Here is a 22,789-nt window from a genome sequence, read left to right on the forward strand (position 1 = left end):
CAGGCCGGACCTAGCGGAGCTGGTGGGCGGCCGCCGGTTCGGCGTCGGCGCCGTCGTCGAGGGTGTGCTGGAGCAGGCTGTGCACCGCGACCACGCCGTCGACGGTGCGGCAGAGCCGCAGCACGACGGGGAGGGTGCTGCGCCGGCGCACCTCGCCGTGCAGGGTGACCACCCCGTCCAGCACCTCCACCCGCACCGCGTCGGCGGCGAGGTGCAGCGTCTGCTGCAGCACCTCGTGGGTGATCTCCTCGCGGATCGCGCTGTCGTGGCGCAGGAAGACCCGCAGCAGGTCGCCCCGGCTGACCATGCCGACCAGCACCCCGGTCTCGTCGACCACCGGCAGCCGCTTGACCCGGTGGTCGTCCATGGTCCTGGCCGCCTCGACCACGCTCCACTCCGGGCGGGCGGTGAACAGCAGGGTGCTCATCAGGCCCTCGGCGGTCTCCGCCTCGGCCCTGGCCCGGTCCCGCGGGTGCAGCCACGGGACGGGGGAGCGGCCCTCGGGCTCGGGCTGGACCTGCTCCTTGCGGAGCAGGTCGGAGTCGGAGACGATCCCGATCGGGCGGCGCTCGCCGTCGACCACGGGCACCGCGGTCACCTCGTGGCCGGCGAGCAGCTGGGCGACGGTCTTGAACGGGGTGTCGCGGCGGACGGTGACCACCTCGTGGGTCATCACGTCCTGGACGGTGCGGTGCTGCATGGACGTTCACTCCTTCGGTGCGCGGCGGCGGTCACCGCGGGTCGGGGCGCGCCCGGCGGGACCGGTGCACAGCACCCACTCTCTGCCGGGAGCCGGCCCCGGCACAGGGTCCGACCGGCCCTGGCGACAGACCGACCGGCCCCCAGCGCCGGGCCCCGAACGGCCTGTGCCGCGGTGGGCCGGCCCGGGGCTCAGTGCCCGTCGGCCAGGAGTTCGGCCAGGTCCCGGACCACCACCTGGCCCCCGTGGCTGCGCAGGGCCTCGGCCTGGCCGACCCGGTCCACGCCGACCACCAGGCCGAAGCCGCCGGCCCGTCCCGCCTCCATGCCGGCCAGGGCGTCCTCGAAGACCGCGGCCTCCTCGGGCGCCACGCCGAGCTCCTGGGCCGCCGCGAGGAAGGTGTCAGGGGCGGGCTTGCCCGGCAGGCCGCGTTCGGCCGCCACCACGCCGTCGATCCGGACCTCGAAGAGGTCGGCGATCCCGGCCGCGATCAGCACATCGAGGCAGTTGGCGCTGGAGGACACCACCGCCCGGCGCAGCCCGGCGTTGCGCACGGCCTCGACGAACCGCACCGAGCCGGGGTAGGCCTGGACCCCCTGCTCCTTGATCAGCTTGAGCACCAGGTCGTTCTTCCTGGTGCCGAGCCCGTGCACGGTCTCCCGGTCCGGCGGGTCGTCCGGGGCGCCCTCGGGCAGGGTGATGCCGCGCGAGGCCAGGAAGGAGCGCACCCCGTCCGCCCTGGGCAGCCCGTCGACATAGGTGTCGTAGTCCGCGGCCGGGTCGAAGGGCCGGAAGTCGGCGCCGTCCCGGTCGCGCAGGAACGCGTCGAACATCTGCTTCCACGCCGCCGCGTGGATGACCGCGGTGCGGGTGAGCACGCCGTCCAGGTCGAACAGGCAGGCGCGGACGGTGTCCGGGAGTCCGAGCTTCGTCATGCGGTCGCACATCCTTCGATCGGGATGATCAGGCTACTTCCCGATCCCGCTGATTCCCGTCCCGGCATGCAAGACTCGGACAGGCCCGGTCCGCGACGGAGAAGGGGAAGACCTGCATGGGATCCACCACACCTGCACCGGACGGGATGCGCCTGGCGTCCGTCGTCCTGAACGTGTTCGACCTGGAGCGGTCGACGGACTTCTACACCGGGCTGCTCGGCCTTCGGGTCACCCTCGCCGAACCCACCGCCGCGCTGCTGGTCGGCGCCGACGGCTCGGAACTCTATCTGCGCTCGCTCGGCCCGCGGGCACCGCACCTGCCGTCCGGGGTCGGGGTGCACTGCGCGATCTGGACCGCCGCCAGCGAGGTGGAACTGCGGCGCTGCGAGCAGTTCCTGAAGGACCGTGACGCGCACACCGTCACCGAGCGGGCGGACGGCTTCGTCTGGGTCGAGGGCCGCGACCCCAACGGGGTGCCGGTGGTGATCACCCATCCGGGCCCGGACCAGGCCGCGCGCAAGGACATCATCTCCCGCGTCTACGCCTGGTAGCGGCCAGCCCGGCCCGCAGCCCGGCCCGCAGCCCGGCCCGCAGCCCGGCCCGCAGCTGAGCCCGCTGCCAGGCCGGCCCCGCGCCCCGGCTCAGACGCGGCGGAGCGGGGCCCGGCCGGTGGGCTGGCGGGGTTCCGGCGTGGCGGGGGCGGCCGGCGGCACCGGGGCGTTGCAGGGGGTGCCCTTGGCCACGGTCAGCGGGGTCCCGTGGTGCGTGATCTCCAGCTCGGACCCCTCCAGCAGGGTGTAGACGGCCTCCGCGTGGGAGACCTCGACCCGCAGGCTGCACTGCTGGAACTGGACGCTGAAGGCCAGCCCGGTGAGCTGCTCCGGCAGCCGCGGGGCGAAGGTGATGCGCTCCCCCTGCTGCCGCATCCCGCCGAAGCCGGCCACCAGCGCGATCCAGGTGTTGGCCAGCGAGGCGATGTGCAGCCCGTCCTTGGTGGTGTGCTCCAGGTCGGCGAGGTCCATCATCGCCGCCTCGCCCAGGTAGTCGAAGGCCAGCCGCAGGTGCCCCACCTCGGCGGCCAGCACGGCCTGGGTGCCGGCCGAGAGCGAGGAGTCGCGGACGGTCAGCGGCTCGTAGTAGCTGAAGTTGTCGGACTTCTGCTGCGGGGTGAAGGCCTCGCCGCGCAGCAGCATGGCCAGCACCAGGTCGGCCTGCTTGGCCACCTGCTTCCGGTAGAGGTCGAAGTAGGGGAAGTTCAGGAACAGCGGGTACTCGTCCGGCGCGGTCGCGGCGAAGTCCCAGACCTGGTGGGCGGTGGACCCGGCGGACTGCTCGTGCACCCCCAGTTCGGTGTTGAAGGGCACCGCGATCCGCCGTGCCGCGTCCCGCCAGGTGGCGGTCTCCTCGTCGTCGACGCCGAGCCTGGCGGCGACCTCGCGGTTGCGTTCCGCCGCCTCGGCGGCCCCGCGCAGGTTCTGCTGGGCCATCAGATTGGTGTACGTGTTGTCGTCGGCGACCGCGCTGTACTCGTCCGGCCCGGTCACCCCGTCCAGGTGGTAGACGCCGTGCGGGTCGTGGTGGCCGAGCGAGTGCCACATCCGGGCGGTCTGGATCAGCAGCTCCGCCCCCACCTCCCGGTCGAAGGCCAGGTCGCCGGTGGCCGCGGTGTAGCGCAGCACCGCGTCGGCGATGTCCGCGTTGATGTGGAAGGCCGCGGTGCCGGCCGGCCAGTAGGCCGAGCATTCGCCGCCGTCGATGGTCCGCCAGGGGAACGCGGCCCCGGCCAGGCCCAGCTGCGCCGCCCGCTCCAACGCGGCGGGCAGCGTGCTGTGCCGCCAGCGCAGGGCCTGCCCGACCGCGCGCGGCGCGGTGTAGGTGAGCATCGGCAGCACGAAGGTCTCGGTGTCCCAGAAGCAGTGGCCGTCGTAGCCGGAACCGGTCAGGCCCTTGGCCGGGATCGCCCGCTCCTCGGCCCTGGCGCCCGCCTGCAGCACATGGAACAGCGCGAACCGCACCGCCTGCTGGATCCCGGTGTCGCCCATCACCTCGACATCGGCCCTGGACCAGAAGTCGTCCAGGTAGCCGCGCTGCTCGGCCAGCAGCCCCTCCCAGCCCACGTCCGCCGCACCGGCCAGTGCGGCGTCCACCTGGTCCCGGACGGCGGGCAGCGAGCGGACCGCGGACCAGCCGTGCGCCACCAGCTTCTCGATCCGCAGCCGCTGCCCGGGCCGCAGCATCGAGACCACGGTCAGCCGGCCCAGGTCGGGTCCGGCCTCCGAGGAGACCGTGGTGCCCTCGGGCCCGGTGACCTGGTGCTCGGCGGCGACCGCCACCCGCAGCCCGCTGCGGGTGGTCCGGTGGATCAGCCGCAGCCTGCCCTCGTCGGCGTTGTGGTCCTCGGGCTGCAGCACCGAGTCCAGCACGGCCGAGACCCGCGGATCGCCGCCGGGATGCGGCAACTGCTCATTGGCGACCAGTTCGGACTGGACCACGATCCTGACGTCGCTGTCCACCGCCTCGACCTCGTAGGCGACCGCGGCGATGGCCCGCTGGGTGAGCGAGACCAGCCGGGTCGAGGTCACCCTGACGGTGCGTCCGGCCGGGGAGGTCCACCGGAACGAGCGGCGCAGCACCCCGGCCCGGAAGTCCAGCTCCCGCTCGTGCTGGTGCAGCCGGCCGTAGCGCAGGTCGATCGGCTCGTCGTCCACCAGCAGCCGCATCACCTTGCCGTTGGTGATGTTGATGACGGTCTGCCCGGACTCCGGATTGCCGTAGCCGGCCTCCGCGTACGGCAGCGGGTGGAACTCGAACACGCCGTTGAGGTACGAGCCGGGCAGCCCGTGCGGCTCCCCCTCGTCCAGATTGCCGCGCCAGCCGATATGGCCGTTGGAGAGCGCGAACACCGACTCGCTCTGCGGCAGGTAGTCCAGGTCGAGCGCGCACTCGCGCAGGCTCCAGGGATCGTTCGCATAGGCGGGCTGGATGATCATCTCGGGCCTCCGGTGCCGGGCGGCGGTCCTGCCGTGGATCTCCCACAGTACGGTCCCGGCGACCGGTGACCACGCAACCGGAGTAGCGTGGGCGGCACCGAGGGCATTTCGCACGCTGCCGGTTTGGCGGCGTCGTCTCCGGCGAGCGACGATACCGGGCGCCCGTCGGCCCGGAGGCAGGTCCGCGCCGTGACCACCATCAGTACCCGCCCCAAGGCCCCCGTTGCCGTCAGGCCCGCGCCGGAGGCTGGGCAGGCGCCCGAGCTCCGGCTGTCGCTCAAGCCGGAGACCAGGATCCGGGGCCGGCTGGACGGCGCCTGGTGGCCCCGGTCCCGCGACATGGCGGCCGAACTGCCCGCGCTGGTGACCCGGCTCGACCAGACCTGGGGCCGGATCACCAGGGTCACCGTGCACGAGGGCGCCTGGCCCGAGCTCCCGGCCAAGGTGCCGGTGGGCGTGCATGTGGTGCGGCTGGGCTGGTTCGGCCCCGAGCAGGAGCCCGGCGACCTGTGCCTGCTCTCCTACAAGGTCGGCCGCTGGGATCTGCTGGTGGTCCCGCCCGAGTGCGAGCCGGCCCGGGCCGCCCTGCTGATGGCGGCCGCCGCCGATGTGCACGAGACCCGCGACGCCGCGGCGCTGCTCAGCCAGTACTGAGGCACGGTACTGAGGGGGCGAGCCGGCTGGGCCTCCGGGCGGCGCGGAGAAGGGACCAGTGGTCCCTGGTCCCGGGACCCTCGGGCCCTGCCGGGGGCCTGCTCCGCGCGGACATGCTGAGTCCAGTGACATCCACTCAGATCCTAGGAGCAGGCGATGACAGCATCACCATCACCATCCGCGTCACCGGAGCGCGGCGTGGTCGTGGGATTCGACGGATCGGAGTACGCCGAGCAGGCCCTGGACTGGGCCGCGGCCGAGGCCGACCGGCGCGGCGCGCCGCTGCGGATCGCCCACTCCTGGGTGCTCGCCCCCTACGGGGTTCCGGTGCTGGAGCAGGGGGACATCTCGCAGGGCGTCACCGCGGCGGCAGCCGAGCTGCTGCACACGGCGCAGGCCCGGGTGCTGAAGGAGTATCCCGAGTTGCGGGTCGACGTGGACCTGCTGACCGCGGGGGCGGCGACGGGGCTGATCGGCCTGGCCGAGCACGCCGAGCTGCTGGTGGTGGGCTCCCGGGGGCTGAACCGCTTCTCCTCGATCCTGATCGGCTCGGTCAGCCAGAGCCTGGTCGCGCACGCGCCCTGCCCGGTGGTGGTCCTGCGCGGTGCTCAGGAGCACAGTGGTCCCGAGGACGCCGTCGAGGTGTCGGAGGCGGCCGCGACCACCGGTCCCGCGCCGGTCGTGCTGGGGGCCGCCTACGGGGAGGCACGCGCGCCGGTCGAGTTCGCCTTCGCCGAGGCGGCACGGCGCGGTGCGCCGCTGGTCGTGGTCCGGGCCTGGCAGTACCCGCCGAACGTGGGCGGATACATCCCGCTGCCGCCCGGCGACATGAGTCAGCGCGACCGTGAGGAGGGCGAGGAGCTCGCCCAGGTCGTGGCCGCCGCCCGCAAGGCCTTCCCCGAGGTGCCGGTGACCCAGGAGGTCGGGATGCACGAGCCGGCCTGGGCCCTGGTCGACGCCTCCACCCGGGCCTGCCTGCTGGTGGTCGGCGCCGAGCGTCGCCGGCACCGCTTCGCCCCGCCGATCGGACGGGTGGCCCAGCAGGTGCTGCACCATGCCCACTGCCCGGTCGCGGTCGTGCCGCACCACTGAGGATCAGGTGCGGGGCGGGCTGAGTCTCCTGGGCTCCGGGCTCCGGGTCCCGGGTCCCGGGTCCTGGGTCAGACCTTCAGCGGGGCCGACTTCACGGCCAGCAGGAAGCCCGTCCCGGTCAGCCGCAGCAGTCGGACCAGGGCCGGCCCCGGCTCGTGCAGCAGCAGTGACACCCCCGCGGCGGAGGCGTGGTCCGACGCGCCGAGGAAGCCGCCGAGGCCGCTGACGTCGCAGAAGGAGAGCCCGGCCAGATCCACGTCGATGGTCAGCACCCCGTCGCTCAGCCGGGATTCCAGCGCGTCGCGCAGCAGCGGAAGTGCGTCCAGGTCGATCTCGCCGACCAGGGTGACCAGCGCGGAGGTCGGTGTGTCCTGCCGGCGGACGGTCAGCCGGGGTCGGTTCTGTGCGGTCATGGTGCCCCCCGAGGGCATCTGTGTGTCTAGGACAGCAAGCCGCCGGGGTCTGGGACGTCCACTTCAGCATAGCTTCCGCACGTGTCGGTGTCGTTACCACGAGTCGCCGGATTTCCGGTTCCCCGCAGTTCGGCGCCGAAGTGCCCGGCGGGGCTAGGGTGGTGGCTGCGTCCCGGACCCCGACGTGGCCAAAGCCCGGCTCTGCGTCGGGCGTCACCATATTCGGGAGCACCCCATCACCAGCACCGCCGCACCCCCGTCCCCCGTCGCCGCCGAAGGCAGCCTGCGCCGCGTCGTCTTCATCGCCGCTGCCGCCGCGATGGGCGGATTCCTCTTCGGCTACGACAGTTCGGTCATCAGCGGTGCCGTCACCGGCATCCAGAAAGCATTTCGCCGTCGGCAGCGGCGAGACCGCGCTGGTGGTGTCCTCCGCGCTGCTCGGCTCCGCCGTCGGCGCGATGGGCGCGGGCTGGCTCGGCGACCGGATCGGCCGGATCAAGGTCATGCAGATCGCGGCCGTGCTCTTCGCCATCAGCGGCGTCGGGTCCATGTTCCCGCCCAACATCGTTGTGCTCGGCGTCTGGCGCGTGGTCGGCGGCATCGCCATCGGCATGGCCTCGGTGATCGCCCCCGCCTACATCGCCGAGATCGCCCCGCCGGCCATCAGGGGCCGGTTGGCGTCGTTCCAGCAGGCCGCGATCGTGCTCGGGATCTTCATCTCCCAGCTCGTCAACTACGCGCTGAACGAGGGCGCCGGCGGCAGCCCCAACGACCCGATCGCCGGCATCCAGGCCTGGCAGTGGATGCTCGGCGTGGAGACCGTCCCGGCCCTGGTCTACTTGGTGATGTCCTATGTGATCCCGGAGTCCCCGCGCTTCCTGATCTCGGTCGGGAAGCTCACCGGGGCGCGTCAGGTGCTGCTCGACGTCGAGGGCCCGGAGAGCGATCCTGACGCCCGGATCGCGGAGATCCAGGGGGTCATGGCGGGGGAGCACAAGTCCAGGCTGCGCGACCTGCTCGGGGACGGGCCGGGCTGAAGACCATCATCTGGATCGGCATCGGCGCCTCGGTGTTCCAGCAGTTCGTCGGCATCAACGTGATCTTCTACTACTCCTCGCTGCTGTGGCAGTCGGTGGGTATCAACGCCGGCAACTCGCTGCTGATCAGCGTCTCCACCTCGCTGGTCAACATCATCGGCACGGTCATCGCGATCGCCCTGGTCGACCGGATCGGCCGCCGCCCGCTCGCGCTGGCCGGCTCGGCCGGGATGGCCGTCGCGCTGGCCACCGCCGCCTGGGCCTTCTCCTACCGCCACGGCACCGGGACGTCCGCCACCCTGCCCAACACCCAGGCCGTGATCGCCCTGGTCGCCGCGCATGTCTTCGTCCTCTGCTTCGCCTTCTCCTGGGGCGTGGTGGTCTGGGTGCTGCTCGGCGAGATGTTCCCGAACCGGATCCGCGCACTGGCCCTGTCCGTGGCCGCGTCCGCCCAGTGGCTCGCCAACTGGCTGATCACGGTGAGCTTTCCGAGCCTCTCGGACTGGAACCTGTCGGCCACCTACGTCGTCTACGCCTGCTTCGCCCTGCTCTCGATCCCCTTCGTCTACTTCTTCGTCAAGGAGACCAAGGGCCGAACCCTGGAGTCCATGGGCTGACGTCCCGTCAGAGAGTCAGCTCTGCAAGGGGATCGGTGCCGTTGACGAAGGCCAGTGCGACGTCGGACAGGCGCCGCTGGTGGGAGCGGGCGTAGCCGCGCAGTGCGGTGAACGCCTGCTCCATGTCGATGTTGAGGCGTTCGGCGAGTTTGCGCTTGGCCTGTTCCAGTACCACCCGGCTGTTCAGGGCGGTCTGCAACTGCTCGTTGAGCAGGGTGCTGAGCTGGGTCGAACGCTGTTGCAGCAGGCTGATGGTGGCGACGTCGGCCAGGGCCTGGCCCAGCGGGATCGCGGCCGGGTCGGACACCGCGGGTCCTGCGCTGAACAGGTTCAGGGCGCCGATCACCTCGTCCCGCAGCCGCATCGGCAGTGCCTGGACCGCGGTGAATCCGCTGCGTTGGGCCTGGGCGACGAACCGGGGCCAACGGTCGGCCTCGGTGGCGAGGTCCGGGATCGTCACCGCGACCCCGGTGCGGTAGCACTCCAGGCAGGGGCCCTCGTCGTTCTGCAACTGGAACAACTCCAGCAGCCGGGCCTGCTCGTTGGACGCGGCCATCACCCGCAACTCCCCGTCGCGGTCGGCGAGCAGAACGCCGGCCGCGCTCGCCCCCAGCACCCCCACACAGCGGTCGGTGAGCAGCCGGAGGAAGTCGATCAGGTCGAAGTCGGCGACGAGGTTGTCGGCCAGTTCCACAAAGGTTCGGGCGAGCAGCTGTTCATTCATGGCAGTCATCCTTCATGGCAGTCGTCCTTCACGGCGGTCATCCTGGTTCGGTGGCGGAGTTCGGTGGCGGAGTGGGGTCGCTGTCCGCAGTGAAGCGCAGCCGGCGGCTGACCACATCCGCGGCGACCTCGGACAGGCGGCGGTTGTTCGCGTAGGCATAGGCGCGCAGGCGGATGAACGCCTCCTCGATGCCGACGTCCATCTGTCCGGTGAGCATGCCGGTGGCCTGGTCGATCTCGGCGCGGTAGCCGCCCTTCTCCCGCTCGTGTCCGGCGGCGAGCCCGTCCCGCCCCGCGGCCCTGGTGTTGAGCAGGACCAGGGTCGCGCTGTCGGCGAAGGCCATCGCGTCGGCCAGCTGCTCCGGGCTGAGCAGCAGCGGCAGCGGTGAGTACAGGTCGAGGACGCCGGGGCTGATCGCGCCGATCTGCAGCGGGAACGCGAAGACCGCCCGGGCCCCCGCGTCCATCGCGGCGGGGGCGAACACCGGCCAGCGGCCCAGGGCGTCAGCGGTCCGCAGATCCCTGGTCCACACCGTCGCCGCCTGGGCGAAGGCGTCCACGCACGGCCCCTCACCCAGCGTCAGCTGCAGCTCCTCCAGCCGTTCGCTGACGTCGTCGGTGCTGCACAGCGGATAGGCGGCCACGCTGGGGGACATCGCCGACACTCCGGCGCCCCCGATCGGCAGCGCCGCCACCGCCGCGGTGCAGACGTCCAGGACCCCGACCGGTGCGCCGCGGTGTGCGGCCTGCTCGGCCACCAGCACCGCGATCCGCGCCGAGCGGTTGCCTGGCATGGCCCCTCACTTCACAGAGCTGGCAGGGGCGGAGACGGGTGTCGGCCTGAGCATAGCCCCGGTGCTGGTCGGGGCAGCCGCTGACGGGCCCGGCGGCCCTGGCGTTCCAACGGACCCCGGCGGCTCCAACGGTCCCGGCAGGGAGGGCCGTTCGGCCCAGCGCCGGGGCCGCTCGCCCCCCTGCGGAGGGACCCGCCGCGGCGGGACATTGAACCCGGAAGCAAACAGCGCACCTCCGAAGGGACGGACACCATGGCAGTCCACCAGCACACAGAGCAGAACGCACGGGACCGCGGAGTCACTCGGCCGGCGGCGGCCGGGGCGGCACGGGTGGGCAGCGAGTCCGGGGTCGGGGTCGCCGCGCGCTGCGCCTTCGCCGGGACGCGGGTGCTGCTCGGCTTCGTCTTCCTGTGGGCCTTCTTCGACAAGGCCTTCGGCTGGGGCTACGCGACCCCGTCCGCCAAGAGCTGGGTCAACGGGGGCTCGCCGACCAAGGGCTTCCTCAGCGGCGTGGCCGCCGGACCGATGCAGTCGGTGTTCCACTCCTGGGCCGGCTCCGGACTGGTCGACTGGCTGTTCATGCTGGGCATGCTCGGCCTCGGCGTCGGTCTGGTCAGCGGGGTGGCCCTCCGGCTCACCGCGGTGGGCGGGACGGCGATGATGGCGTTCATGTGGCTGGCCGAGTGGCCGCCCGCCCGGCACCTGGCCAATGGCTCGCCCAGTTCGTCGAGCAACCCGCTGGTCGACTACCACGTGATGTTCGCCGCCATCATGATCGCCCTCGCCGCGACCACCCTGGGCACCGCCTTCAGCCTCGGCGGCCGCTGGGCCCGGCTGCCCGTCGTCAACCGCAACCCCTGGCTGCGCTGACCGCCACGCCGCGCCACCGCTTTGTCACCTCACCTCACCGCCGCACCACCGCATCACCGTTCCACCGCTCATGGCGCGACGCTGGGCATCATCTCCGGATCGCGGGGTAGTCGCCTCCCAGCGCCGCGCCACGGCGCTGGTTCGGTGCTGTTTGCTCTAGGCTGACCTGCGGCTTTCGCCGGTCCGCTGCTATCCGAGGAGTACCCCCTGAATTCCGCTCTCGCCGAGGGCCTGTCCGTGGTCCTGTTGCTGGGGGTGCTCGGATTCGCCGTGGTCCGGCCCCGGGGGTGGCCGGAGGCCGCCGCCGCGGTGCCCGCGGCCGGGCTGGTGGTGGCGCTCGGGGTGGTGACCCCCGGGCAGGCCTGGGAGCAGATCCGGACCCTGCTGCCGGTGGTGGGCTTCCTCGCGGCGGTGCTGGTGCTGGCGCACCTCTGCGCTGACGAGGGCCTGTTCAAGGCGGCCGGGGATCTGGTGGCGCGGGCCTGCCACGGCAGCCCGGTGCGGCTGCTCGGCGGGGTGTTCGCGGTGGCCTCGGTGACCACCGCGGTACTGAGCCTGGACGCCACGGTGGTGCTGCTCACGCCGGTGATCTTCGCCTCCGCCGCCCGGGTCGGCGCCCGCACCCGTCCGCATGTCTATGCCACCGCGCACCTGGCGAACACCGCCTCGCTGCTGCTCCCGGTCTCCAATCTGACCAACCTGCTGGCCTTCACCGCCAGCGGCCTGGCCTTCACCCGCTTCGCGGTGCTGATGGCCCCGGCCTGGCTGCTGGTGATCGGCCTGGAGTACGCGGTCTTCCGGCGCTTCTTCCGCACCGACCTGGCAGTCTCCGGCGGCTCGCCCGAGCAGGCCGAGCCGGTCCCGATGCCCCGCTTCACCCTGGTCGTCCTGGGGCTGACCCTGGCCGGCTTCGTGGTCACCTCCTTCGTCGGGGTCAACCCGGCCTGGGCCGCGCTGGGCGGGGCGCTGGTCCTGGCGGTCCGGGCACTGGCCCGCCGCCGCACCACCGCACGCGTGCTGGTCGGCGCGGCCTCCCCGCTGTTCTGCCTGTTCGTCCTGGCGCTGGGGGTGGTGGTCAAGGCGGTGGTCGAGCACGGCCTCGACAGCGCCGCGGGCGGGCTGCTCCCGGACGGGTCCAGCCTGCCGGCCCTGCTCGCGGTCGCCGCGGTCGCCGCGGTGCTGGCCAACGCCATCAACAACCTGCCCGCGATCCTGGCGCTGCTGCCGATCCTCGCCTCCGGCGGCCCCGGGCCGGTGCTGGCCGCGCTGATCGGGGTGAACCTGGGGCCCAACCTCACCTACGCCGGTTCGCTGGCCACCCTGCTCTGGCGGCGGATCCTGCACGACCACGGCTCCCAGGCCGACCTGCGCACCTTCACCCGGCTCGGCCTCTGCACCGTCCCGCTCACCCTGGCCGCGGCCACCACCGCACTGTGGGCGATGCTGCGGCTGACCCAGTAGACCGCCACTACCGGTCGTTCTGCTCCAATCGGGCGGCGGCCTGCGGCGGCCTTCGGGGTCAGGAGGTGATCACGGCGGGGTTTCCCTCGCTCCAGATGTTGGTGATCCGGCGGTGGGTGAACCGCCATCCGTCCGGGGTCCGGCGCAGCCGGTCGTCGTAGCGGCCCCCGGCGAGGAACCTCTCGCCGCCGGGCAGGCCGAGCCGGACGTGCTGGGCCTGGTAGTAACAGGTGTGCTCGGCCTCGTCGCCGTGCACCGCGGCGACATGGTTGCCGTTGAGGTGGTGGGTGGCGTTGAACCGCCCCACACTGCTGCTGATCCTGGCGACGATCGCGGCGGGCCCGACCACCCGTTCGCCGCCACCGCTGTACTCCCAGCAGGCGTCGTCGGTGAACAGCGTGCCCAGCCGCGCCCAGTCCCCGGCGTCCACGGCTGTCGCGTAGGCGACGGCGGCGTCCACGATCGCGGCACGGTCTGCGAGTTCTTCCAGCACGGGACGGGGGCCGCCTTCCGGCTCGGTGCACGAGGTGATCCTGAGGACATGATCGACGGCCGACTGAGCCGGCGAAAGAAGGCACTTCGATGTTCCAGAGGCACATTGGTGTACCAGCCCTGGCCGGCCGGGGCCGGCCCGGTCGCTGAGGTCCTCCGCGAGCATCGGGCCGGCGCCGGGGGCGCCGCGCTAACGTGAGCTGATCATTCGTCAGTGGCGTTGCCGTTCGAGGAGGTCCTGCCCGTGGGGTTCGCGACGCTGGCCGTGATCTCGTTCGCGGCGCTGCTCGGTCCGCTGCTGGCGCTGCCGCGGCGGTGGGCGCTGCCGGTGGTGCTGGGGGAGCTGGTCGCCGGGGTGCTGCTGGGGCCGACCGCGATCGGCTACCTGGACGCGGGTAACGGCACGTTCACCTTCCTGGCGGACATCGGGTTCGCGCTGATCATGTTCGTGGCCGGGGCGCGGGTCCCGGTGCGGGAGCCCAGTCTGCGGGCCGGGCTGCGGACCGGGGTGCTGCGTGCGCTCGGGGTGGGGGTGCTGGCGGCCGGGGCGGGCATCGCCGTGGCCCGGATCTTCGACACCGGGCACCCGGCGCTGTACGGGGTGCTGATGGCGTCCTCGTCGGCGGCGCTGGTGCTGCCGATCGTGGACTCGCTGTCGCTGGGCGGCGCCGCGGTGCTGCAGCTGCTGCCGCAGGTGGCCGTCGCCGACACCGCCTGCATCGTGGCGCTGCCGCTGGTCATCGATCCGCACCATGCCGCGCGGGCGGCGCTGGGGGCGCTGGCGGTGGTCGGCGGCGCGGTGGTGCTGTTCTTCGTGCTGCGGTGGCTGGAGCAGCGGGGCTACCGGCGGCGGTTGCACCAGCTGTCCGAGGAGCGCCGGTTCGCGCTGGAGCTGCGGATCAGCCTGGTGATCCTGTTCGCCCTGGCCGCCCTCGCGGTGCGGACGCATGTGTCGATCATGCTGGCCGGGTTCTCCTTCGGCCTGGTGGTCGCGGCGATCGGTGAGCCGAGACGGCTGGCCAGGCAGCTCTTCGCGCTGACCGAGGGCTTCCTCGGGCCGCTGTTCTTCCTCTGGCTCGGGGCCTCGCTCGACCTGCGCCAGCTGGCCCACCACCCCTCGTTCATCCTGCTCGGGCTGACCCTCGGCCTCGGCGCGGTCGTGGTGCACGCCGCCGTGCGGGCGACCGGTCAGCCGCTGGCCGTGGGCGTGCTGGCGGCTGCCCAGCTGGGGGTGCCGGTCGCGGCGGCGACGCTGGGTTCGCAGCTGGGGCTGCTCGCGCCGGGGGAGGCCGCGGCGCTGATGCTCGGCGCGCTGGTCACCATCGCCGCCGCGACGGTTGCGGGGTCGGTCGCGGTACGGGCCGGCCTGACCGCCGGTGCAGGGGCGGATGCGAAGGCCGGCAAGGACTCCAAGCCTCTTGCCTAATCTTGTAACTGTGTAATCATAAATACATGACGACAGGACATGCACTCACAGAGAAGTTGCGGGGCTGGTTCACCGGACGGCTGCCCGAGGGGCTGTACGACGGGCCGCCGGAGGTGACCGTCGACCGCGAGGAGATCACCATCGTCGGACGGATCCCGGTCCCCGAGACCGCCGAGGACGCCTCCGGGGCGGAGCGTGCGGCGGCCGTCGCCGGGCGGGTCAAGGAGTTCCGCGAGCGCACCCGGCAGGCGCGGATCGACGTCGCGGCCGAGGCCGAGCACGCGTTCGGACGCAAGGTGTCCTGGGGGGTGCGCTGCGGTGACTCGGTGCAGATGTTCACCACCCTCTCGGTGCCGGTGATGACCAGGCTCCGGCAGAGCGAGCGGCAGCTGCTGGACACCCTGGTCGACGCCGGGGTGGCCCGCAGCCGCAGCGACGCGCTGGGGTGGTGCGTGCGCCAGGTCGGCGAGCGGGCCGAGACCTGGCTCGCGGACCTGCGCGAGGCCATGCGCACGGTGGAGCAGGTCCGGGACGCGGGGCCTGATCTGGGCTGACGCTTCCCGGATCTGGCTCCGGATCTGGCTTCGGGTGCTTGTAAAGACTTCTTTCTAAAGATAGCTTTACATCATGGCCGACCAGAACCACAGCCAGAACCGGAGCCCGCTCCCCGCCGTTCGACTCACCGACCCCAGGGCGCTGCGTGCCTACGCCCATCCGACCCGGATGGCCATCGTCGGCCTGCTGCGCCGGGACGGCCCGATGACGGCCACGCAGGCGGCCCGGGCCACCGGGGAGAGCGTCGCCAGCTGCTCGTTCCACCTGCGCCAGCTGGCCAAGTACGGCCTGGTGGAGCTGGCCGGAGGCGGACAGGGCCGGGAGAAGCCGTGGCAGGCCACCGCGATGTTCACCAGTTGGGACGCCGAGACCGACGACCCGGCCGCCGCCGCTGCCACGGAGGCACTGCAACTGGCGATCGCCCAGCGGTACTTCGAGCTCACCGCGAATTGGCTGCGGGCGCGGGCGGCCGAGCCGTCCGCATGGCGCGAGGCGGCGCACTTCGGCGACAGCATGCTGTATTTGACCGCCGCGGAACTGCAGGAGCTGGGCGACGGGATCCAGGACCTGATGCGGCCCTACCTGGACCGGCTCGGCGACGCCGGCAAGCGGCCGACCGGCTCCAGGCCGGTCTCGCTGCTGCACCTCGCCTTTCCGAGCGACGCGGCCGCGCCTGGTGACGCCGCTGCTCAGAGCGGCGCCGACGCGTGATATCCGGGGCGCGGCTCCGGCTGCCGGAGCTGCTGCGGGACACGGTCTTCCGCCGCTACTGGACCGGGAAGACCGTGTCCGGCCTCGGCGACCAGATCTCCGCCCTGGCCATTCCGCTGGTCGCGGTCCTCGCCGTCCATGCCGACGCCGCGGCGATCGTTCCCGACGCCCTGCGCTCCCGCGTCTTCGGCGCCTACCGGACCGTCAACTTCGGTATGCGGCCGTTGGGTTCGCTCGTCGCAGGCGGGCTGGCCAGCAGCATCGGACTGCGTCCCACGCTGTGGGTGGCCGTCGTCGGCGCCCTCGCCTCGTTCCTGTGGCTGCTGCCCTCACCCCTGCCGGGGCTCCGTGAACTCCCGGGCCCTGCCCGGCAGCACCCGGGAGGGGTCGCCGGGCAGCACCCGGGAGGGGCCGCCCGGCAGGACCCGGGAGGGGCCGCCCGGCAGGACCCGGGAGGGGCGGGCGGTTCAGCCGATGCGTAGGGTGGCGGTCTGCTGGGCGAGGACGGTGCCGCTCTGGTTGGTGACGGTCACGGTGACGGCGAGTTGGGTGGCCGTGCAGCCGGTGGGTAGTTGTAGGTGGTGCTGGTGGTGGTCTTCGCGTGGGGGGCGAGGGTGACCGGCCGCAGGAACGGGTCGAGCACCGGGCAGCCGGCGGGGATCCCGGTGGAGGAGCCGCTGAAGCGTCCCAGCCAGGTCTCGTTCACCTGCTGGGTCGCCGCGGTGCAGTTCTTCAGGGTCAGCTCGGCGGGAGAGGTCTGCCCGGCGGGCACCCGGGGCGGATGAAAGGCGAAGGCGGTGATCTGCACAACGCCCGAACAGGCCGTCGGTGAGACCGCGTTGACGCCGGCGCTTGCGCCCGCACTCGAGCTCGGGGCCGCCGACGCGACACCGGCGGCGCCGACGAGCAGACCGAGACAGGCCGCTGCCGCGGCCGACACCCTGCGAACCCTGCGGGACATCTGATCTCCTCCGAGGCTGACGGCACTTCCCTGACAAGTACACAACTAAAATGGCGTCAGGCCGCCTATGGCGCAAGGGTGTGGACTAAACCAATTCGACGCTCCGGGCCGGACGCGGCGGCGCGGCTGACGGTCCCTGCTCCGGGGGTCGTCAGCCGCGCCGCTGCATGGCCTACTGTGAGATGACGCTGCGTCAGCTGGGGAGGCTCCACTGCTGGTTGGCGCCGTCGCTGCAGGTCCAGATCTGCAGCCGGGTGCCGTTGGCGGAGCTGGGCCCGGTGGCGTCCAGGCACTTGCCGGACTGCGGGTTGAGCAGTTCGCCGTTGCTCTGGTGCTGCCAGACCTGCGAGGCAGTGCCGTTGCAGTCGTAGAGCTGGACCTTGGTGCCGTTGGCGGTGCCGGCCGCGGTGACGTCCATGCACTTGCCCAACGCCTGAAGGGTGTTGTTGGACGCTACTGTCCAACTCTGGGCCCCGGTGCCGTTGCAGGTGTAGAGCTGCACCGCGGTGCCGTTGGCGGTGCCGGCTCCGGCCAGGTCGACGCACTTGCCGCCGTAGCCGGTGATCTGGCCGGTGCCGCCACCGCCGGGCGGCGGGGTGGTGGGCGGCGGGGACGTGGGCGGCGGGGACGTGGGCGGCGTGCCCCCGAAACTTGCGCCGAGGCTGTCCAGGGCCTTCTGGACCAGGGCCTGGGCGTTGTCGTTCAGGTTGGCGTTGGCGCCGTTCACGACCCAGGACGGACCGGAGAACATGACCACGGTCACGCCGTTGTCCACGCCGCCGGTGGTGCCGCTGCTGGGGATGCCCAACAGGCTGGCTGCCTTGACGGACGCCTCGCCCAGTTCGCGCGAGTCGTTGTCCGAGGTGGTCTGGTTGTTCGCGGTCTGGGTGTCGCCGAAGATCGAGCCGATGACCTTGCCGTTGTAGAACATCAGCGCGAACTGACGGCCCGACATGCCGTGTTCCTTGTAGTAGAAGTGCGGGCACGGGGACGTGCGGTCCCAGCAGTCGTCGCCCAGCACGTAGAACGGCACGTGGTGCGCGGCCAGGGACTGGCCGTTGCTGTCCTGCCAGGTCGTGTCGCCCTGGTGGTCGGGATCGGGATCGGGATCGACGCCGTCGTCGTCGATGGCCATGCTGGAGGTGTAGGCGTAGACGCCCGTCGCGACCTGGTACACGTTCACGTTCTGAGCCCGCGTCATGGTGTTGATGTGGGGCTTGGTGTTGACCTGGGTCGCGGCGGTCGAGTTCTGCTGGACGCCGGCCAGCACCTGGGCGGCCGTGTACGAGGTGGAGGCCGGGGCGGCGGCCGGTGCGGCTGCCGCGTTTGCCGTGACGGCGGTGGGGGTCGTCGCGGCGTCGGCGTTCGCGATGGCGAGCGGGGTGGCGAGCGCGAGGGCTGCGGCGATGCCTACAGCCAGGCGCGTACGGGTCGATGACATGGCGGTGGGGAGCCTCCGTCAATCGGTTAGTAATGCTGATTAACGAGATCGAAGCACCTGTGACCCTGTCGTGCAATCGTCTTGAGGGACTTTTTTTTGGTCATTAGGAAAGTCCATCAGCGGTTTCTGACGTCTGGTCAACTACTTCCGCGGGGGCGAGTCCGCGTCGGACCTGGGCGGCTGTGGCTCCCGCGCCCTGGCCGCACTGAAGCCGATGCTGGCGGCGATCAGGGCCTGAAGCGCGGCGATCAGGGCGGACAGTACCCAGAGCCCTTCGGGACTGCCGGGCGGCGAGCCGGCGCTGACGTCGTACCTGCCCCGGGGGTCGACGGTGACGGTGACATGGTTACCGACAGCGAGACTCCCTGCGGCGATGGAGCCGAGCAGCCGATGGTCGGAGGCGTCCGCCAGGGTCGCCACCATTCCTCCGTCGTCCGCGCCGGAGCTGCCCCGCAGGGCGGTCACGACCGCCTGGACGGGGCGGCCGCGGTCGTGCAACGCCTGGTCGCGTACCGCGTTCCAGCACAAGAGCATGGTCAGGGCGACGCAGCCGGCCACCGCGATCTCCCGCACCCCGGCGGTGTCCGCCTCCCGCCATTCGTACAGGACGAACGCCAGTCCGAGCAGACCCCCGATCACCAGGGCGCCGACAAAGGCCAGGACCAGCGCGTTCCGCCACCCGACGGGCGTCAGCGACGCACCGTAGACCAGGCCGAACGCAAACGCCGTCACCGCCGCACTTCCCGGCACCGAGAGCGCCGCCCACAACAGCCGCACGGCCCATCGGCGCCCAGTCGTGCTCATACGCCCCCCAGGCCTGGTCCGGGTCGGTGGGGTGGAGGTCCGTCAGGTGGCCCTCCGCTTCGGGCGGCTCCTGCAGCCGGAACTCTTCCCACGCCCACCGGAGCACGCCGCCACCCCGCACCGTCGTCCTGTGCGGCGATCCTAGTGCGTTGGACGTGTGGCGCAGGTCTGGTGCAGCGGGGGCACGCCGGAGATCCTTGTGGACACCCGCTCCCTGCAAGGAGGTTACGCGTCCATGGACATGATCGCCCGGGGGCGGCTGGTGGACGAACTGGGACGCCTCGGCATCCGTCCGGGCGGGGTGCTCTTCGTGCAGGCGTCGCTCCGCAGCATCGGCCAGGTCCGTGGTGGCCCGCAGACAGTCGTCGAGGCGCTCCGCGAGGTCCTCGGTCCGGAGGGCACGCTCGTGGTCGGCACAGCCACCCCGCAGAACTCACTGGGTTCGCCGGAATACGCGGCGGACACCGCGGCGATGGACCTCACCCGGAAGATCGCCTACCGGAGCGCGATGGAGCCCTTCGACAACCTCCGTTCCCCCAGCTCACCGCAGGCGGGCTACACGGTCTCGGAGGCCGTCAGGACGACCCCCGGCGCGCAGCGCAGCGCGCATCCGCAGACCTCCTTCGCGGCGACAGGGCCCAGGGCGGAGGCGATCGTGCGCGGCCACCTGCTGGAGTGCCACCTCGGTGAGGACTCCCCGATGGGGCGTCTCTACGAGTGTCGCGCGCAGGGCCTGCTCCTCGGACTGGACAGCTGGAAGTTCACTCCGTACCACCTCGCCACGTACTACCCGCCGAACCCGCCGGTGCGGGTGCACGCTGTCCTGGTCTCCACCGAGTACCGCTCGCGCTGCTGGAAGCTCTTCAAAGCCGTGGACCTGGACCACGGGCACTTCCCGGAGATGGGGGAGCTGGTCCGCAGCGAGGTCCCCTTCGCGGAGGGGCGGGTCGGAGCGGCAGTCGGCTACCTGGTCCCTCTTGTGCCCGCCGTCGACGCAGCTCGGCGCTGGGTGATGGAGCGCTACCTCGCCGACCGCGCGACGGGGCCTGTCCCTGGCATCAGGCGCAGACTCCAGGGCTGCTGCCCGCCCGAACTGTGGTCCGACTCGTGACGCGGCCCCGCAGGCGTGCGGTGACGGTGTCCCGTTCTTCCGAGAGGGAATCCGGACGGATGTCGCGGAACTGGAGACCTCCTTCCGCGCCGGTGAGAGCATCTACGTCGAGGCCGACATGGGGAGGACCGCACCGACGTCCGCACCGACGACGGAACCTGACGACCGCACTGACGGCTGAACCCACGACCGTATCTACCGACGACGAACAGGCTGACCGGACGCCCATGCCACTTCACCCGCAGGCCCTGGCTACGCGAGAGCAGCGCTCTCAATCCGGAGCACCGCCCCTCTACGAGCTCACCCTGGCCCAGGCCAGGGCGGCCGACCTCGCCGACATCCAGGCCGCGGCCGGGACGCCGGAGCCCGTCGCCGTGGTCGAGGAGCGCCGGATCCCCGGCCCCGGCGGCCCGTTGTCGCTCCGGCTCTACCGGCCCGAGCTGTACGGGGAGCCGCTCCCGGTGCTGCTCTACCTCTTCGGCGGCGGCTGGACCCTCGGCTCGCCGGACACCTCCGACGCGATCTGCCGTCGGCTCGCCAACAGCGTCGGCTGCGTCACCGCCTCGGTCGGCTACCGGCTGGCCCCGGAGCACCCCTTCCCCGCCGCGCTGGAGGACTGCGCGGCCGCCCTGCGCTGGATCGCCGACCAGGCGGAGATCCTCGGTGTCGACCCGGACCGGATCGCCATCGGCGGCGACAGCGCCGGCGGCAACCTCGCCGCCGCCGTCAGCCTGCTGGCCCGCGAGCGGGGCGGTCCCGAGCTGCGGCACCAGCTGCTGGTCTACCCCAACACCGACCGTCACGCGGACACCGCCTCGCTGCGCGACAACGACGACCCCATGCTCTTCAACCGCCGCTCGGTGGACTGGTACTGGGGCCACTATCTGGAGTCGGCCGCGGACGGGGACAACCCGCTGGCCTCGCCGCTGCGGGCCGACGACCTGTCAGGACTGCCGCCCGCCACGGTGATCACCGCCGAGTACGACCCGCTGCGCGACGAGGGCGAGCAGTACGCCGAGGCGCTGCGCGCGGCCGGCGTCCCGGTCTCCGCCCGCCGCTACGACGGGATGCCGCACGGCTTCTTCGCGATGACCGGACAGCTCGACGCCGCCCTCGACGCCCAGCAGTACGCCGCCGAGCAACTGCGCGACGCCTTCAAGTGACCGGGCTGCCAGCGGCGGGGCCCGTGGTGACAGCATCGGAGGTCATGGACGACACCGCACCACGGGGGACGTATTGCTTGCGTTGCTGCTGATGGCCGTCAGTCTGGTCCTCTACGCGACCGTCGAGCTGATCGTGCGTCGGCAGGACCGCGCATCGGTGTGGCGGACCGCACCGACCTGGGGGAGCCTGCATCCCGCTGTGGTCAACTTGCTGCTCGGCGGCGGCGGGCTGACGACCGAGGCCGTCGAGGCGACGGCGCTGGCCCTGGCCCGAGCAGGGGTGCTGGACGCGCGGGAGGAAGCAGACGGGACGGTGACCGTCCTGCCGACCGACTCGGCGCGGGTCGACGGAAACCCGCGCCACCGGACGTCCATGAGCCTCGACGACCAGCTGCTGATCCGCCTGCGGCAGCGCGCGGCAGCCGGTGCGGCAGGAGGCTCGGCAGCCGGCGCGGGCCGGATACCGGTCGCGGCGCTCGGACCCGGCGACGGCGCCGACTTCTCGGCCTGGTGGGGCCCGTTCGCCCGCAGCGTCCGGACCGAGGCCGATTCGTACGGCCTGGTCGACGGGGAGTACGACTGGGGTGCGCGCGCGGCTCTGACCGTGGCGAGGTGCCTGGTCGCGGCGGCGTTCATCTACCTCTGTCTGGTCCGCCTGCCGGCCCTGGGCGCGCCGCTGCTCGCGATCTTCATCTGCTATGTGTTTCACCGTTGTTCCCACGCGGTGGAGCGAGCGGCCGTACCGGCTCACCGCCGCCGGGCGGCGGGCCGCGCGGTGGTGGCGTGCGGAGACCGGCGCCGGGCACCGCTTCCCGGGGCACCAGTCGGGGCGCCGGCTGTTGCTGCGGTTGCGCCGGGCGGACCGGGCGGACCGGGCCGGACTGGTCATGCCGAAGTCCCGACAGGTCTGGTCGTCCCACGGCGGTACCTGGCACCTCGTTGAGACGAGCCCGCTGCGCTGGTCCTTCTGGGGCCGCCTGCCCAGCCTGGTGGGGCTCGGGGCGGCCCTCGTCCTGGTCCTGGGTCTCGTTCTGGGCCTCACGGCCAGCTATGACACCGGAGTGGTGTTCCGGGTCGAAGCCTGCGCCGGCGCGCTGCTGATCGCCGTGCCCCCGGCCGTGCTGTGGCTGCGTGCGCACCAGAACCTGCGGCGGCTGCCCGCGGAGGCCGAGTTCCGCGGCCCGATCATCTCCGTGTGGGAGAACGAGTCGGGCGGCGGTGACGACGACCCGCCGACCACCACCATCTACTACTGCGCCTCCATCGAGGATCCGGGGTCGGGGCTGGCGTGGTCGTTCCACGTGGGCGTGTCGACGCAGCTTCTGTTCAGGGCGCAGGGCCCTGGGCCGGAGTCGGGCAAGTACCGTGTGGGCGACATCGTCGAGGTGCGATGCAGTCCACGCCGGCTCCGGCTGCGAAGGATCACCTCGGTGAACCGGTGCTGCGCGCCACCCTAGGGTCTCCGGAGGGTCCGAAACAATGGCCTAGACCAATTGTTTTCCGGGAAACGGAGTGCACGCCACCGCCACCCACCGTGCGACCAGGGCGGATCGCAGCAGGTCAGGGGCAGGTTCGGGGGTGTCCGTGGGGCTCCACCGGCCCGTCGGCGCGGTGGCCGGATGCCGCGGTCGGGGCCTGGGGATCTTGTGCGGGCGGCCGGACGGTGGCAATACTGGCCCGCGTGACCGCACTGGAGGCAGTGGCCGTCCATCTGCCCCACCACTCCGAGCCCATCGAGGCCGTGGGCGACCGCACTGGTCTGACCCCACGTCAACTTCGAATCTTCCGCAGCTTCCACGGCCTGGACCAGGTACGCCTGGACCCGGACGGGACGCTGCT

General features: G+C 72.2%; 23 protein-coding genes and 1 pseudogene. 14 read left to right on the forward strand and 10 right to left on the reverse strand.

Features of this window, described 5'->3' with window-relative positions; genetic code table 11:
• Positions 1-10: 10 nt before the first annotated feature.
• Together ACXKR8_RS43960 and ACXKR8_RS43965 are read right to left on the reverse strand one after the other, a co-directional pair.
• Positions 11-700: a CBS domain-containing protein gene (locus ACXKR8_RS43960; RefSeq protein ID WP_458270129.1), complete on the reverse strand. Its 690-nt coding sequence runs from the start codon at positions 698-700 to the stop codon at positions 11-13.
• 191 nt (positions 701-891) lie between these two features.
• Positions 892-1,635, reverse strand: coding sequence for a beta-phosphoglucomutase family hydrolase (locus ACXKR8_RS43965; RefSeq protein ID WP_458270130.1), 744 nt, complete (start codon positions 1,633-1,635; stop codon positions 892-894).
• A 116-nt stretch (positions 1,636-1,751) separates the two neighbouring features.
• Between ACXKR8_RS43965 and ACXKR8_RS43970 the strand changes: the two genes are divergently transcribed.
• Positions 1,752-2,186: a VOC family protein gene (locus tag ACXKR8_RS43970; protein ID WP_458270131.1), complete on the forward strand. Its 435-nt coding sequence runs from the start codon at positions 1,752-1,754 to the stop codon at positions 2,184-2,186.
• 90 nt (positions 2,187-2,276) lie between these two features.
• Here ACXKR8_RS43970 and ACXKR8_RS43975 read toward each other — a convergent pair whose 3' ends face one another.
• On the reverse strand, positions 2,277-4,625 hold the full coding sequence (locus ACXKR8_RS43975) for a glycoside hydrolase family 65 protein (RefSeq protein WP_458270132.1): 2,349 nt from the start codon (positions 4,623-4,625) through the stop codon (positions 2,277-2,279).
• 189 nt (positions 4,626-4,814) lie between these two features.
• Between ACXKR8_RS43975 and ACXKR8_RS43980 the strand changes: the two genes are divergently transcribed.
• Complete coding sequence (locus ACXKR8_RS43980; RefSeq protein WP_458270133.1) at positions 4,815-5,279, forward strand: DUF5994 family protein; 465 nt, start codon at positions 4,815-4,817, stop codon at positions 5,277-5,279.
• 156 nt (positions 5,280-5,435) lie between these two features.
• Entirely contained in the window at positions 5,436-6,371 is a 936-nt protein-coding gene (locus ACXKR8_RS43985; RefSeq protein WP_458270134.1) for a universal stress protein, read from the forward strand.
• Between the two features lie 68 nt (positions 6,372-6,439).
• Here ACXKR8_RS43985 and ACXKR8_RS43990 read toward each other — a convergent pair whose 3' ends face one another.
• A complete protein-coding gene (locus tag ACXKR8_RS43990; RefSeq protein WP_458270135.1) occupies positions 6,440-6,784 on the reverse strand; it encodes an STAS domain-containing protein in 345 nt (114 codons plus the stop codon).
• Positions 6,785-7,019: 235 nt separating this feature from the next.
• On the opposite strand from ACXKR8_RS43990, the pseudogene ACXKR8_RS43995 reads away from it, so the two are divergent.
• Positions 7,020-8,438: pseudogene (locus ACXKR8_RS43995) on the forward strand (sugar porter family MFS transporter).
• Positions 8,439-8,445: 7 nt separating this feature from the next.
• Here ACXKR8_RS43995 and ACXKR8_RS44000 read toward each other — a convergent pair.
• On the reverse strand, positions 8,446-9,162 hold the full coding sequence (locus tag ACXKR8_RS44000) for a GAF and ANTAR domain-containing protein (protein WP_458270136.1): 717 nt from the start codon (positions 9,160-9,162) through the stop codon (positions 8,446-8,448).
• 37 nt (positions 9,163-9,199) lie between these two features.
• Positions 9,200-9,955: an ANTAR domain-containing protein gene (locus ACXKR8_RS44005; protein ID WP_458270137.1), complete on the reverse strand. Its 756-nt coding sequence runs from the start codon at positions 9,953-9,955 to the stop codon at positions 9,200-9,202.
• A gap of 252 nt (positions 9,956-10,207) precedes the next feature.
• Here ACXKR8_RS44005 and ACXKR8_RS44010 point away from each other — a divergent pair, with 252 nt between their 5' ends.
• Positions 10,208-10,825, forward strand: coding sequence for a hypothetical protein (locus ACXKR8_RS44010; protein WP_458270138.1), 618 nt, complete (start codon positions 10,208-10,210; stop codon positions 10,823-10,825).
• A 231-nt stretch (positions 10,826-11,056) separates the two neighbouring features.
• The gene (locus tag ACXKR8_RS44015; protein WP_458275236.1) at positions 11,057-12,286 is read left to right on the forward strand and encodes an SLC13 family permease; all 1,230 of its coding nucleotides are present in this window, start codon (positions 11,057-11,059) and stop codon (positions 12,284-12,286) included.
• Between the two features lie 58 nt (positions 12,287-12,344).
• Here the strand turns inward: ACXKR8_RS44015 and ACXKR8_RS44020 are convergent, their stop codons facing one another.
• On the reverse strand, positions 12,345-12,779 hold the full coding sequence (locus ACXKR8_RS44020; RefSeq protein WP_458270139.1) for a nuclear transport factor 2 family protein: 435 nt from the start codon (positions 12,777-12,779) through the stop codon (positions 12,345-12,347).
• A gap of 213 nt (positions 12,780-12,992) precedes the next feature.
• On the opposite strand from ACXKR8_RS44020, the gene ACXKR8_RS44025 reads away from it, so the two are divergent.
• The 4 genes from ACXKR8_RS44025 to ACXKR8_RS44040 all read left to right on the forward strand — a co-directional run bounded on the left by ACXKR8_RS44025 (position 12,993) and on the right by ACXKR8_RS44040 (position 15,952).
• Complete coding sequence (locus ACXKR8_RS44025; protein WP_458270140.1) at positions 12,993-14,204, forward strand: cation:proton antiporter; 1,212 nt, start codon at positions 12,993-12,995, stop codon at positions 14,202-14,204.
• 26 nt (positions 14,205-14,230) lie between these two features.
• Positions 14,231-14,758: a hypothetical protein gene (locus ACXKR8_RS44030; protein ID WP_458270141.1), complete on the forward strand. Its 528-nt coding sequence runs from the start codon at positions 14,231-14,233 to the stop codon at positions 14,756-14,758.
• 73 nt (positions 14,759-14,831) lie between these two features.
• Positions 14,832-15,470, forward strand: coding sequence for a winged helix-turn-helix domain-containing protein (locus ACXKR8_RS44035; RefSeq protein WP_458270142.1), 639 nt, complete (start codon positions 14,832-14,834; stop codon positions 15,468-15,470).
• Entirely contained in the window at positions 15,467-15,952 is a 486-nt protein-coding gene (locus tag ACXKR8_RS44040; RefSeq protein ID WP_458270143.1) for a hypothetical protein, read from the forward strand. The genes ACXKR8_RS44035 and ACXKR8_RS44040 overlap by 4 nt, the downstream gene beginning before the upstream one ends.
• A gap of 47 nt (positions 15,953-15,999) precedes the next feature.
• Here the strand turns inward: ACXKR8_RS44040 and ACXKR8_RS44045 are convergent, their stop codons facing one another.
• The 3 genes from ACXKR8_RS44045 to ACXKR8_RS44055 all read right to left on the reverse strand — a co-directional run bounded on the left by ACXKR8_RS44045 (position 16,000) and on the right by ACXKR8_RS44055 (position 18,676).
• The gene (locus ACXKR8_RS44045) at positions 16,000-16,431 is read right to left on the reverse strand and encodes a hypothetical protein (protein WP_462100101.1); all 432 of its coding nucleotides are present in this window, start codon (positions 16,429-16,431) and stop codon (positions 16,000-16,002) included.
• 193 nt (positions 16,432-16,624) lie between these two features.
• Entirely contained in the window at positions 16,625-17,872 is a 1,248-nt protein-coding gene (locus ACXKR8_RS44050) for a ricin-type beta-trefoil lectin domain protein (protein ID WP_458270145.1), read from the reverse strand.
• A 141-nt stretch (positions 17,873-18,013) separates the two neighbouring features.
• The gene (locus ACXKR8_RS44055; RefSeq protein ID WP_458270146.1) at positions 18,014-18,676 is read right to left on the reverse strand and encodes a hypothetical protein; all 663 of its coding nucleotides are present in this window, start codon (positions 18,674-18,676) and stop codon (positions 18,014-18,016) included.
• A 235-nt stretch (positions 18,677-18,911) separates the two neighbouring features.
• On the opposite strand from ACXKR8_RS44055, the gene ACXKR8_RS44060 reads away from it, so the two are divergent.
• From ACXKR8_RS44060 to ACXKR8_RS44075, 4 genes are all read left to right on the forward strand, one after another.
• The gene (locus tag ACXKR8_RS44060; RefSeq protein ID WP_458270147.1) at positions 18,912-19,787 is read left to right on the forward strand and encodes an AAC(3) family N-acetyltransferase; all 876 of its coding nucleotides are present in this window, start codon (positions 18,912-18,914) and stop codon (positions 19,785-19,787) included.
• A 227-nt stretch (positions 19,788-20,014) separates the two neighbouring features.
• Complete coding sequence (locus ACXKR8_RS44065) at positions 20,015-20,950, forward strand: alpha/beta hydrolase (protein WP_458270148.1); 936 nt, start codon at positions 20,015-20,017, stop codon at positions 20,948-20,950.
• 91 nt (positions 20,951-21,041) lie between these two features.
• Positions 21,042-21,893 carry a hypothetical protein gene (locus tag ACXKR8_RS44070; protein ID WP_462100102.1) on the forward strand — a complete coding sequence of 284 codons (852 nt, stop codon included), beginning with the start codon at positions 21,042-21,044 and terminating at the stop codon, positions 21,891-21,893.
• Positions 21,838-22,407, forward strand: a complete 570-nt coding sequence (locus tag ACXKR8_RS44075) for a hypothetical protein (protein WP_462100103.1) — start codon at positions 21,838-21,840, stop codon at positions 22,405-22,407. Before ACXKR8_RS44070 ends, ACXKR8_RS44075 begins: the two co-directional genes overlap by 56 nt.
• Positions 22,408-22,789 lie beyond the last annotated feature (382 nt).

Source organism: Streptacidiphilus sp. PAMC 29251, assembly GCF_054208735.2.

Coding starts and splice junctions, on each gene's coding strand:
- ACXKR8_RS43985 (WP_458270134.1), top strand. CDS start 5,436: ATGACAGCATCACCATCACCATCCGCGTCACCGGAGCGCGGCGTGGTC.
- ACXKR8_RS44030 (WP_458270141.1), top strand. CDS start 14,231: ATGACGACAGGACATGCACTCACAGAGAAGTTGCGGGGCTGGTTCACC.
- ACXKR8_RS43970 (WP_458270131.1), top strand. CDS start 1,752: ATGGGATCCACCACACCTGCACCGGACGGGATGCGCCTGGCGTCCGTC.
- ACXKR8_RS44065 (WP_458270148.1), top strand. CDS start 20,015: ATGCCACTTCACCCGCAGGCCCTGGCTACGCGAGAGCAGCGCTCTCAA.
- ACXKR8_RS44005 (WP_458270137.1), bottom strand. CDS start 9,955: ATGCCAGGCAACCGCTCGGCGCGGATCGCGGTGCTGGTGGCCGAGCAG.
- ACXKR8_RS44035 (WP_458270142.1), top strand. CDS start 14,832: ATGGCCGACCAGAACCACAGCCAGAACCGGAGCCCGCTCCCCGCCGTT.
- ACXKR8_RS43960 (WP_458270129.1), bottom strand. CDS start 700: ATGCAGCACCGCACCGTCCAGGACGTGATGACCCACGAGGTGGTCACC.
- ACXKR8_RS44055 (WP_458270146.1), bottom strand. CDS start 18,676: ATGAGCACGACTGGGCGCCGATGGGCCGTGCGGCTGTTGTGGGCGGCG.
- ACXKR8_RS44070 (WP_462100102.1), top strand. CDS start 21,042: ATGGCCGTCAGTCTGGTCCTCTACGCGACCGTCGAGCTGATCGTGCGT.
- ACXKR8_RS44010 (WP_458270138.1), top strand. CDS start 10,208: ATGGCAGTCCACCAGCACACAGAGCAGAACGCACGGGACCGCGGAGTC.
- ACXKR8_RS44000 (WP_458270136.1), bottom strand. CDS start 9,162: ATGAATGAACAGCTGCTCGCCCGAACCTTTGTGGAACTGGCCGACAAC.
- ACXKR8_RS43975 (WP_458270132.1), bottom strand. CDS start 4,625: ATGATCATCCAGCCCGCCTATGCGAACGATCCCTGGAGCCTGCGCGAG.
- ACXKR8_RS44060 (WP_458270147.1), top strand. CDS start 18,912: ATGGACATGATCGCCCGGGGGCGGCTGGTGGACGAACTGGGACGCCTC.
- ACXKR8_RS44050 (WP_458270145.1), bottom strand. CDS start 17,872: ATGTCATCGACCCGTACGCGCCTGGCTGTAGGCATCGCCGCAGCCCTC.
- ACXKR8_RS44075 (WP_462100103.1), top strand. CDS start 21,838: ATGCCGAAGTCCCGACAGGTCTGGTCGTCCCACGGCGGTACCTGGCAC.
- ACXKR8_RS43965 (WP_458270130.1), bottom strand. CDS start 1,635: ATGACGAAGCTCGGACTCCCGGACACCGTCCGCGCCTGCCTGTTCGAC.
- ACXKR8_RS43990 (WP_458270135.1), bottom strand. CDS start 6,784: ATGACCGCACAGAACCGACCCCGGCTGACCGTCCGCCGGCAGGACACA.
- ACXKR8_RS44045 (WP_462100101.1), bottom strand. CDS start 16,431: ATGTCCCGCAGGGTTCGCAGGGTGTCGGCCGCGGCAGCGGCCTGTCTC.